The following is an 11,487-nucleotide window of genomic DNA, read 5'->3' as shown; positions in this document are numbered from 1 at the left end:
ATTAATGCTTTTCTGCTGCTGGCTCGTCTGGGATGATTGCAGAAATTGCAAAAATCAAGACAGAGACGATTAGAGAAATGTAAACGCCCAACATGAAATCGAAATGTACGTTTTGAACAGCGCTTACTACATAGTTCAATAAAGAAATTAATAAGAACGACCAAAAGAATGTTCCAATATACTGCATCTAATTTCACCTCTACATAAAATATCTAGCTTAATCATATCATACCGTTCCCCATACAGAAAGAAAGTTTCGAAGAATCAAAGATATTTTGTCGGAAGTATGTCAGTTAGTTGAAAAAATGAAGGACATGACGTATCATTATTACCAGGTACTAATAATTGATGTTAAATTGAAATGAGGGACCCATAATGAATGCAGGAATCATCGGCATAGGCAGATGTTTGCCAGAAGATAAATTAACGAACTTCGATTTGGAAAAACGGATGGATACTTCTGATGAGTGGATCCGGACAATGACCGGGATTGAAGAACGCCGAATTGCAAGAGATGAACAGGACACGTCGGATATGGCATTAGAGGCAGCGAAAAAAGCGATTAAAGACGCTGACATCGATCCAGCTGACATCGGATTGATTTTGGTTGCGACAGTCACACCGGATCAGCCTTTTCCATCGATGGCTTGCGTTATCCAACAGGAAATCGGCGCAGTTCATGCTGCAGCGATGGATGTGTCTGCTGCCTGTGCAGGTTTCATGTATGGCGTCGTCACGGCTAAACAATTTATCGATTCTGATGTTTATAAATATGTCCTCGTCGTAGGCGTGGAAAAATTATCGAAAATTACTAACTGGGAAGACCGTAATACAGCGGTATTGTTCGGTGATGGAGCCGGAGCGGCAGTTGTCGGCAAAGTATCCGAAGGGCGCGGCATCCTCTCCTTTGAACTTGGAGCGGACGGCAGCGGCGGTTCGAACCTTTACCAAGAAGGAAAGCATTTGGTGATGAACGGAAGAGAAGTGTTTAAGTTCGCTGTTCGCCAAATGGGTGAATCTGCGATCAATGTCATTGAAAAAGCAGGATTAACGAAAGAGGAAGTCGATTTTCTGATTCCTCACCAAGCGAATATCCGTATTATGGAAGCTTCGCGGGCTCGGTTGGATTTGCCAATCGAGAAAATGTCGAAAACAATCCATAAATATGGCAATACATCTGCAGCCTCGATTCCGATTTCTCTAGTAGAAGATGTGGAAGAAGGCCGGATCAAAGAGGATGACGTCGTCGTCATGGTCGGGTTTGGCGGCGGATTGACTTGGGGCGCAATAGCAATGAGATGGGGCAAATAAAGGGATATGCGAAAGGAAGAAATGAGAATGGCTAATCGTCGAGTAGTAATTACAGGTATTGGAGCAGTGACTCCTTTAGGAAATGATATCGAAACCACATGGGAAGCGGTAAAGTCTGGTAAATCGGGCGTAGGGCCGCTTACTCGTTTAGATGCAGATAAATATCCAGCTAAAGTAGCTGCAGAAGTTAAAGACTTTTCTATTGAAGATTACATTGAGCGCAAAGAAGCCCGTAAAATGGATCGCTTTACACATTATGCGTTAGCTTCTTCTATCATGGCAATGAAAGATGCAGGACTTGAGCTTGATGAAAAGACTGCACTTCGCACAGGCGTTTGGATCGGTTCTGGGATCGGTGGCATGGAAACGATTGAAAATCAGATGGATGTTTTAAATGACCGCGGCGTACGCCGGATCAGTCCGTTTTTTGTACCGATGATCATTCCGGATATGGCATCTGGCCAAGTTTCTATCCACTTTGGTGCGAAAGCGATCAACTCTTGTTCGGTGACTGCTTGTGCATCCGGAACAAACTCAATCGGCGACGCATTTAAAGTTATCCAGCGTGGAGATGCAGACGTTATGATTTCAGGTGGAGCGGAAGCGCCGATCACCCGTTTATCGGTTGCCGGTTTTACAGCAAACACAGCACTTACGACAAATCCGGATACGGCAACAGCATCACGCCCATTTGATAAAAACCGTGATGGATTCGTTATTGCAGAAGGTGCAGGAATTGTGATTCTGGAAGAATATGAACATGCAAAAGCACGCGGTGCGAAAATTTATGCGGAACTGGTAGGCTACGGTTCAACTGGAGATGCCCACCATATTACGGCTCCGGCTCCAGGTGGCGAAGGTGCTGCAAGAGCAATGGCTCAAGCATTGGAAGACGGCGGCATCGATAAAACCGAAATCGGCTATATCAATGCACATGGTACAAGCACACAATACAATGATTTATACGAAACGATGGCAGTTAAAACGGTTTTCGGAGAGCATGCCTATAAATTAGGAATGAGTTCTACTAAATCTATGACTGGCCACTTATTAGGAGCGGCAGGCGGAATCGAAGCGATTTTCACGGCCTTAGCTCTGAAAGAGGGAATCATGCCGCCAACAATGAATTACGAGACGCCGGATGAGGAATGTGATTTGGATTACGTGCCGAATGAAGCTCGTAAAGCAGATTTTGCATACGCAATGAGCAACTCACTTGGATTTGGCGGTCATAACGCATCGTTGGTCTTTAAAAAAATAACTGAACAATGATTTCTTTTAAATGAACCGCCAGTCCTCCAACTGGCGGTTTTTTATATATGAAACTGATTGCTCTCTATTAAAAGTGAAGGAAGGAGTTCTGGTCAAGACAAGATATGTAAGTAAGCACAAAAAAACAAGTGGGTTCTACTATATAATACATACAATTTTATAATTCAGGTGTCTGATCGAAAATGGTGCTGTTCAAAGAAAGCTTCCATACTCATCCAGTGCCATAAAAATATTGATAACATAAGCAGGAAGTATATTTATTCAATTAAATTAAATTGATTTTAATCGAAAAAATATTAATTATCAAAATAAAATACAATATCCAAATAAAGAATTGTAATGAAAATAATCAATCTTTTCGGAAAAATAAGGAGGCATTCCTATGTTCATCTAGAAAAGACCGATCTTTCTCATTTCTATGCTGGTGGTAAGTGGGTTTTTAGCAGCTTGTGGCGGCAAGGGAGGAAGTAATGAGGCAGCCAAAATAATGAAGACGGTACGAGCGGAGGATCAGGAGAACCTGATGCAGAACAAGATCCGATGACATTCATCGACTTGTTCGTAACCGATTCCCCTCAAAACAAAATGTCCTATTCAAATCCTGAGTTTGATGAGTTGGTCAATGCATCCAAAGGGGAGCTGGCTCAAGACCTCGAAGGACGCTGGGAAGCAATGGCGCAAGCTGAACAGATTCTGATAGAAGAAGATGCGGCAATCACACCGATCTATCAGCGCGGCCGGATGTCCTTGCAGAAACTGTATGTCAACGACATCATCTCGCATCCGTTTGGAGGATACTATAGCTATATATGGGCGTACATCTCTGGGAAATAAGAAAAGCGGAAGCGGCCCGTTAGCCCCGAAAGGCATAAGGCGCTTCACGCAGGAAATCCTGATTTCCGTAGTGAAAGGACTTATGATCCCGAGGGGCTGGCCGCTGGAGTCTAGACAATAAGAAAAGCGGAAGCGGCCCGTTAGCCCCGAAAGGCATAAGGCGCTTCACGCAGGAAATCCTGAAAAAATGAAAGAGGCTGCAAAATGCAGCCTCTTTCATTCTTTATTTGCGCTTGCGGCCTAAACCCATCGCATTTTCCATTTTCTTTAATGTCTTATTGGCTAAGAAATTCGCTTTTTCGGCGCCTTCATCTAAAATGCGGTCCAGTTCTTCCGAGTTCAGTAATTCCTGATAGCGTTCTTGGATAGGAGCCAAGTGAGCAGTTACGGCTGACGCGACAGAAGCTTTGAAGTCGCCATAGCCGACGCCTTCATATTTAGCAACAAGCGAATCGATGCTTGCATCCGTAAGTGCGGCTTCAATCGTCAAGAGATTTGAAATCCCTGGTTTGTTTGTTGGATCGTATTTGACGATCCCTTCCGAATCCGTCACAGCTGATTTGATTTTCTTTTCAATCGTTTTTAAATCGTCCAATAACGTGACGATAGATTTTTTATTGGCATCCGACTTGCTCATTTTTTTAGTAGGATCTTGCAGCGACATGATGCGCGCGCCGTTTTTCGGAACGCGGATTTCCGGAATGGTCAAAACATCGTTGTATTTTTTGTTGAACCGTTCCGCTAAATCGCGCGTCAGTTCAATATGCTGCTTCTGATCATCTCCAACAGGCACCACATCTGTTTGGTAGAGCAGTATATCAGCAGCCATTAGCGGAGGATAAGTCAATAATCCAGCAGACACAGAAGCGGTCTTCGCTGATTTATCTTTATATTGGGTCATGCGCTCCAACTCGCCAATAGTAGAGATGCATTGCATCATCCATCCGGCTTGGGCATGTGCGGGAACTTCAGATTGGATAAATAGAGTGACTTTCTCGGGATCGATCCCGACAGCCAAGTAAAGAGCTGCAAGAGCCTTAATATTTTTTCTGAGTTCTAACCGTTCTTGCGGCATGGTGATGGCGTGTTGGTCGACGATGCAAAAAATGCAGTCAAATTCATCTTGCAAATCTGTAAATTGTTTAAACGCGCCGATATAGTTTCCTAACGTGACTGTACCGGTAGGCTGAACGCCTGAAAAGATTTTTTTCTTCATTGCTTTTCCTCCTCATAATAAAAAAACACAGCACACATCCCTGTAGAAAAGGGACGAATGATGTGTTTTTCCGCGGTACCACCCTAGTTGCCATATTTGGCCACTCTTCTTCATAACGTGAAGATCACGGAAACGGCTACTGTTACTTCACTGTTTCAGCTCAAAAGTCCATTCAATGCAGCTCTCTGCCTGTTTCCACCGACCACAGGCTCTCTATATAGAAGAAACTGCATTTACTCTTCTTTCTCATCGCTCAATGTTTATTTTCTAAGTATAATACAAAAAACTTTTTTTGTGCAACGGTTAAAGTTCATAAATCAATAAGGAAATCGCCATAAAGAGCAATGTCACGCCGCCGATGATCAATAGCGGTGTAGCAGACAGCGAGAAAATTTCGGAAGGGGCCCGCATTTCATCATCTTCGAGAGTGGATCTGACTTTGAAGAATTTCCGCATACTGAGTGTAAAGATATCGAAAACTCCTGTCCTGATGACAAACACCCATAAACCGATAAAAACCAGGACCCCTCCAAAAATAAACGAATTATTTATATAAGAAAGCAGGGAGAAAGGCTCGCTTCGAATGAGCATGGTCAGTAAAATTAGCACCTGCACAACAATGACACTTATCACCATTTTTTTCATTTTTGCACCTCAATTCTTATTAATTGTAGAAGAACTTGAAAAAAAAATCAAAAAAATAATGAAAATAATTCCACCTCGAAAATGCTGATAACTTCAATAATCACGGCTTTTTGTGTAATAATGTTGAAACACAATTGTTACAAAAGTGTAAATACTTTTAAAAAAAGTACTGTACAAGAAAAAAAGATTATGTATAATAAACAGTGTACCAATTTTTCAGAAAATTTAAGGGGGTCACCTAAGTGAAGAACAGCAAGTTATTTTGGCTACTTAGCCTTGTTTTAGTTCTTAGCGCTTTCCTAGCTGCATGTGGCGGCGGGGATGACGATAAAGCTGAAACACCAGAGACAGACGGCGACGATAAAGCAGCCGGAGAAGAACCAGCAGGAGAACCAGATGCTGAACAAGTACTTAACTTGATGGAAGGTGCAGAAATCCCAACAATGGATTCATCATTGGCTGAGGATGCCGTTGCTTTCAACATCATGAACAACGTTAACGAAGGTTTATTCCGTTTAAACCAAGAAAACGTTGCTGAACCTGCTCTTGCAGAAGCTGAACCAGAAGTCAGCGAAGATGGATTAACTTACACTTTCAAATTACGTGATGCTAAATGGTCTAACGGCGAACCAGTAACTGCTAACGATTTCGTATTCTCTTGGCAGCGTGCGATCGACCCTGCGACTGGATCACCTTACGGTCCATACATGATGGCTGGTACGATTAAAAACGCTGAAGCAATTGCTGCAGGCGAAATGGACAAAGCTGAATTGGGAGTTAAAGCTGTTGACGAGAAAACTCTAGAAGTTACTCTTGAGCGCCCTACCCCATACTTCATGTCACTAATGGCTTTCGGAACTTTCTACCCATTGAACGAAGCTTTCGTTACTGAAAAAGGCGATGCTTATGCTTCTAACTCAGATAACTTGCTTTACAACGGTCCATTCATGTTAACAAACTGGGATGGCACTGGCTTGACTTGGTCTATGGAGAAAAACCCTGAGTACTGGGATGCAGAAACAGTTAAACTTGAAACAATCAACGTAGACGTTGTTAAAGAAACTAGCACTGCAATCAACCTTTATACTTCAGGCGAAAAAGACCGTACAGGTCTATCTGGTGAATTCGCAATGCAATATGCTGAAGATCCAGATGTTGTAAGAGAACTAGAACCAACTGTGTTCTACTTGAAATTTAACCAAGAGCGCAATGGAGAACAGACTCCACTTGCAAACGTAAATATTCGTAAAGCGATTTCTATGGCTTTCAACAAACAAGACCTAGTTGATGTAGTATTAGCAAACGGTTCATTGCCAGCTAACTACTTGGTACCAACTGAATTCACATTCGATGAAAACAACGCGGACTTCCGTGAAGTTAACGGCGACATGAACGAATTCAACGCAGAAGAAGCTAAGAAATTCTGGGCAACTGGAATGGAAGAGCTTGGCTTGACTGAAGTTACACTTGAAATGCTAGGTGGAGATTCAGAGCTTGCTAAGAAAATGGACGAGTACATGAAATCTCAACTTGAAGAAAACCTTGAAGGTTTGACTCTTGAGCTTAAAGCTGTTCCTTTCGGAGTTCGCTTAGAGCTTGATGAAGCACAAGACTATGATATCCAAAACTCTGGTTGGGGCCCTGACTATCAGGATCCAATGACATTCATTGACCTCTTCGTAACAGGATCTGCTCAAAACAAAATGTCCTACTCTAACGAAGAATTCGATACTTTAGTTGATCAAGCGAAAGGCGATTTGGCTCAAGATCTTGCTGGTCGCTGGGAAGCTATGGCTAAAGCAGAACAAATCTTGATCGAAGAAGATGCTGCAATCGCACCAATTTACCAACGCGGTTTGATGTCTCTTCAAAAACCTTACGTGCATGACATTATCTCTCACCCATTCGGCGGAGATTACAGCTACAAATGGGCTTACATTTCAGGTAAATAAGTTAATTACCCGGCCTCTGTGAAAAACAAATAGAAAGAGAGTATATCGCTGGTATTTGGACGATATACTCTCTTTTCTAATGCAGGCGAATTCACCGAAAATTGACCATTTTCTGCTAACTATCGAAAAGAACAAGCCTATTGTCAATGCACATAGCTTGTGAAATAGAATTATTTTTTGGAGGTGCAACATGGCACGATACATCGGCAAACGATTGATCTATATGGTGATCACATTGGCATTGATTGCAACATTTACATTTTTCTTAATGAAGATTTTACCAGGTTCCCCTATCGCTTCCGCAGATAAATTATCTCCAGAACAAAGGGCAGTAGTAGAAGCACGGTATGGTTTAGATGAACCTCTGCCTGTTCAATATTTTGACTATATGTTTGGCTTGTTAAAAGGGGATTTAGGTATTTCAATTAACCAATTTAAAGGAGCAAATGTTACAGACCTGATTATTAGCCGTATGGGTCCGTCCGCTCAAATTGGTTTCCAAGGTATGGTACTGGGAACAATTCTCGGCATCTTGCTTGGAATGATTGCTGCCTTGCGGCAAAACACGTGGATCGACTACTCCAGTACACTAGTTGCAATTATTGGGATATCAATACCATCGTTTGTATTTGCTTCTTTGCTGCAATATTGGTTCGGCTTAAAGCTGGAATGGTTCCCTGTTGCTTTGTGGAAAGACGGCTTTATGTCCAGCGTCCTGCCATCAATCGCACTGGCAATGTTCCCGCTTGCAACAGCGGCTCGTTTCATTCGTACAGAAATGATTGAAGTTTTAGGTTCTGACTACATCACATTAGCAAAAGCAAAAGGCGCCAGCGGTTCAGAAATTGCATTTAAACATGCGATCCGCAACGCATTGATTCCGTTAATTACGGTTCTTGGGCCAATGGCAGTCGGTATTCTTACTGGTTCTTTAGTAGTCGAGCAAATTTTTGCAATTCCAGGAATCGGGGAGCAGTTTGTAAAATCAATTATGGTGAATGACTTCTCAATCATTATGGGCACAACGATTTTCTTCTCAGTCTTCCTAATTATCGTTATCTTGATTGTCGATATTTTGTACGGCGTTATCGATCCGCGCATCCGTCTTTCAGGAGGTAAAAACTAATGACCCAAAATCTAGAAAAACTGCCAAAAGGTTCATTTGAACGCATCACGGTTGACACAAAACAGGCAGAACGCATCACGAAGCCGAGTGTCAGCTTCTGGCAAGATGCTTGGATGCGCTTAAAGAAAAATAAAGGGGCAATCGTCAGTATCATCCTTTTCGGATTGATTGTCATCATGTCTTTTGTTGGGCCAATGATCAGCCCTTATGAGCCAAATGCTCAAACAATCACGCATGCAAACTTGCCGCCCAAGATTCCAGGAATTGAAAAACTGGGGATCATGGATGGAACAGGTTCTCTTGGCGGCAAAGAAGTCGACTTGTATGATATGAAAAATGTTGAAGTCAACTATTGGTTCGGAACTGATGGGCTTGGCCGCGACATGTTCTCGCGTGTATGGAAAGGAACGCAAGTATCCCTATTCATCGCATTTGTCGCTGCTGCAATCGACATGTTTATCGGAGTTATTTACGGCGGAATTTCCGGTTATTTCGGTGGCCGCATTGATGATATCATGCAGCGTGTCGTCGAAATTTTAACAGGTATTCCAAACTTGGTTGTTGTTATTCTCTTCATCTTGATCATGGATCCGGGGATTCTCGCGATCATTATCGCTTTGACCATCACCGGTTGGACGGGGATGTCACGGGTAGTTCGTGGACAAGTACTGAAATACAAATCCCAGGAATTCGTTTTGGCTTCCCGCACATTAGGGGCGAGCGATTCCCGCATTATTTGGAAACACTTAATGCCTAACGTGTTAGGCATTATCATCATCAATACGATGTTCACGATTCCTGGCGCCATTTTCTTCGAGGCTTTCTTAAGTTTCATTGGACTTGGTCTTCAAGCACCCGATGCATCGCTTGGAACATTGATCAACGATGGTTATAAATTGCTTCAATACCAGCCGCATATCTTAGCATTCCCGGCTGTCCTATTAAGTATTATCATGATTTGCTTTAACTTGATCGGCGATGGTCTTCGTGATGCGCTGGATCCGAAGATGAAAGATTAAGGAGGAAAGTTATATGGAGAAGATTTTACAAGTAAAAGACCTCGAGCTTTCCTTTAACACATTTGGTGGGGAAGTCAAAGCTATCCGAGGCGTTAACTTTGATCTATATAAAGGCGAAACTTTGGCGATTGTAGGAGAATCCGGTTCTGGTAAATCGGTTACGACTAAATCGATCATGCGTTTACTGCCTGAAAACTCAGCAGAATTCAAAAACGGCGAAATTCTATTCGGCGGACGTGATCTGACGAAATTGAGCGACAAAGAAATGCAGAAAATCCGTGGCAAGGACATTTCGATGATCTTCCAGGATCCGATGACTTCTTTAAACCCGACGATGCCGATTGGCCGCCAGATTACAGAACCATTGTTGAAACACCAAAAAATTGGCAAAGAAGAAGCGAAAAAAGTGGCAATAGATTTGCTTCGCCTTGTTGGGATGCCGAAGCCAGAATTGCGGATGAAGCAATATCCGCACCAATTCTCAGGCGGTCAGCGCCAGCGTATCGTAATTGCCATCGCCTTAGCCTGCAATCCGCAAATCTTGATTGCGGATGAGCCGACTACGGCACTCGATGTTACGATCCAAGCGCAGATTCTAGAGCTGATGAAAGACCTTCAGAAAAAAATCGACACATCGATCATTTTCATTACCCATGATCTAGGGGTAGTTGCAAATGTTGCTGACCGAGTAGCAGTTATGTACGGCGGCAAGATTGTGGAAATTGGTACTGTAGATGAAATATTCTATAACCCACAGCATCCGTATACATGGGGGCTATTAAGTTCTATGCCTTCTTTAGATACGGATGAAGCGAAATTATATGCCATTCCAGGAACTCCTCCGGATCTTCTAGATCCACCAAAAGGAGATGCGTTTGCGCTTCGCAGCGAATATGCATTGCAGATTGATATGGAGCAAAACCCTCCATTCTTCAAAGTCAGCGATACGCATTCTGCTGCAACTTGGTTGTTGCACCCGGATGCTCCACAAGTGGAACCTCCTGCAACTGTTATCGAGCGCATGAAGAAATTCCCAGGAAGCCGATATTATGAGGGGGGCGCAATTTAATGGCAGAAAAATTACTGGAAATCAAAGATTTAAGACAGCATTTCAATGTTGGCAAACCAAATGAAGTAAAAGCGGTAGACGGCATTAGCTTTGATATCTACCGCGGTGAGACACTTGGATTGGTAGGGGAATCCGGTTGTGGGAAATCCACAACTGGCCGCTCTATCATTCGTCTGTATGATGCGACTTCTGGCGATGTATTTTATGAAGGCGAAAATGTACATGGCAAAAAATCCAAAAAAGACTTGAAAAAATTCAATCGCAAAATGCAGATGATTTTCCAAGATCCATATGCTTCTTTGAATCCTCGAATGAAAGTAATGGACATTATTGCAGAAGGCATTGATATTCACGGACTCGCTAAAAATGCAGCAGACCGCAAAAAGATGGTTTTTGACTTGCTAGAAACAGTTGGTTTGAATAAAGAGCACGCGAACCGTTACCCGCATGAATTCTCAGGTGGACAGCGCCAGCGTTTAGGAATTGCCCGTGCACTAGCTGTAGAACCGGATTTTATCATCGCAGATGAGCCGATTTCTGCATTAGACGTTTCAATCCAAGCACAGGTTGTAAACTTGCTGAAAGAATTACAAGAAGAAAAAGGGTTGACCTATCTATTTATTGCCCACGATTTGTCGATGGTTAAATACATTTCAGACCGTATCGGCGTAATGTATTTCGGTAAAATGGTTGAGTTAGCGCCAGCAGAAGATTTATACAATAATCCGATGCACCCGTACACTCAGTCCCTATTATCAGCTATCCCACTTCCAGATCCAAATTATGAACGCAATCGGGTCCGTAAATCTTACGATCCATCGACTCATAATTACACGGAAAAGGACGATGTGAAAATGAGAGAAATCACGCCTGGACATTTCGTTCAATGTTCAGAAAGTGAGTTCCAATCCTTAAAAGCATCTGTAGCAGTAAAATAATAAAACTCTAACGATGATTCCATACTTTGGAATCATCGTTTTTTTCTTTCAATTTATTGAAATAATGATAAAATTAAACTAGAACATGGAGAGGGTGCATGGCAA

General features: G+C 42.6%; 11 protein-coding genes and 1 other annotated feature. Of the genes, 8 read left to right on the top strand and 3 right to left on the bottom strand.

What is annotated here, in order from left to right:
* Position 1: 1 nt before the first annotated feature.
* Entirely contained in the window at positions 2 to 187 is a 186-nt protein-coding gene (locus tag AC2EXB_RS13560; protein ID WP_235196767.1) for a YjzD family protein, read from the bottom strand.
* Positions 188 to 375: 188 nt separating this feature from the next.
* On the opposite strand from AC2EXB_RS13560, the gene AC2EXB_RS13555 reads away from it, so the two are divergent.
* The 3 genes from AC2EXB_RS13555 (at position 376) to AC2EXB_RS13545 (ending at position 3,417) form a co-directional block, all read left to right on the top strand.
* On the top strand, positions 376 to 1,311 hold the full coding sequence (locus AC2EXB_RS13555; RefSeq protein ID WP_483601969.1) for a beta-ketoacyl-ACP synthase III: 936 nt from the start codon (positions 376 to 378) through the stop codon (positions 1,309 to 1,311).
* Positions 1,312 to 1,338: 27 nt separating this feature from the next.
* Complete coding sequence (fabF, locus tag AC2EXB_RS13550) at positions 1,339 to 2,583, top strand: beta-ketoacyl-ACP synthase II (protein WP_483601968.1); 1,245 nt, start codon at positions 1,339 to 1,341, stop codon at positions 2,581 to 2,583.
* Between the two features lie 540 nt (positions 2,584 to 3,123).
* Positions 3,124 to 3,417, top strand: a complete 294-nt coding sequence (locus AC2EXB_RS13545; protein ID WP_483601967.1) for a hypothetical protein — start codon at positions 3,124 to 3,126, stop codon at positions 3,415 to 3,417.
* A 223-nt stretch (positions 3,418 to 3,640) separates the two neighbouring features.
* On the opposite strand, the gene trpS is transcribed toward AC2EXB_RS13545, so the two are convergent.
* Together trpS and AC2EXB_RS13535 are read right to left on the bottom strand one after the other, a co-directional pair.
* Positions 3,641 to 4,633 carry a tryptophan--tRNA ligase gene (gene trpS / locus AC2EXB_RS13540; protein ID WP_483601966.1) on the bottom strand — a complete coding sequence of 331 codons (993 nt, stop codon included), beginning with the start codon at positions 4,631 to 4,633 and terminating at the stop codon, positions 3,641 to 3,643.
* A gap of 46 nt (positions 4,634 to 4,679) precedes the next feature.
* Positions 4,680 to 4,892: a binding site (T-box leader), on the bottom strand.
* Positions 4,893 to 4,936: 44 nt separating this feature from the next.
* Positions 4,937 to 5,278, bottom strand: coding sequence for a DUF3899 domain-containing protein (locus AC2EXB_RS13535; protein WP_483601965.1), 342 nt, complete (start codon positions 5,276 to 5,278; stop codon positions 4,937 to 4,939).
* Between the two features lie 242 nt (positions 5,279 to 5,520).
* Between AC2EXB_RS13535 and AC2EXB_RS13530 the strand changes: the two genes are divergently transcribed.
* The 5 genes from AC2EXB_RS13530 to AC2EXB_RS13510 all read left to right on the top strand — a co-directional run bounded on the left by AC2EXB_RS13530 (position 5,521) and on the right by AC2EXB_RS13510 (position 11,382).
* Positions 5,521 to 7,230 carry a peptide ABC transporter substrate-binding protein gene (locus tag AC2EXB_RS13530; RefSeq protein WP_052650970.1) on the top strand — a complete coding sequence of 570 codons (1,710 nt, stop codon included), beginning with the start codon at positions 5,521 to 5,523 and terminating at the stop codon, positions 7,228 to 7,230.
* 190 nt (positions 7,231 to 7,420) lie between these two features.
* Positions 7,421 to 8,356: an oligopeptide ABC transporter permease gene (gene opp3b, locus AC2EXB_RS13525; RefSeq protein WP_483601964.1), complete on the top strand. Its 936-nt coding sequence runs from the start codon at positions 7,421 to 7,423 to the stop codon at positions 8,354 to 8,356.
* Positions 8,356 to 9,375: an oligopeptide ABC transporter permease gene (gene opp3C, locus AC2EXB_RS13520; RefSeq protein ID WP_246807355.1), complete on the top strand. Its 1,020-nt coding sequence runs from the start codon at positions 8,356 to 8,358 to the stop codon at positions 9,373 to 9,375. The genes opp3b and opp3C overlap by 1 nt, the downstream gene beginning before the upstream one ends.
* A 13-nt stretch (positions 9,376 to 9,388) precedes the next feature.
* Positions 9,389 to 10,444, top strand: coding sequence for an ABC transporter ATP-binding protein (locus tag AC2EXB_RS13515; RefSeq protein ID WP_235196753.1), 1,056 nt, complete (start codon positions 9,389 to 9,391; stop codon positions 10,442 to 10,444).
* Complete coding sequence (locus AC2EXB_RS13510; protein WP_235196752.1) at positions 10,444 to 11,382, top strand: ABC transporter ATP-binding protein; 939 nt, start codon at positions 10,444 to 10,446, stop codon at positions 11,380 to 11,382. The genes AC2EXB_RS13515 and AC2EXB_RS13510 overlap by 1 nt, the downstream gene beginning before the upstream one ends.
* Positions 11,383 to 11,487 lie beyond the last annotated feature (105 nt).

Source organism: Planococcus alkaliphilus, assembly GCF_057031095.1.
This window is presented reverse-complemented; position numbering and strand designations above follow the sequence as displayed.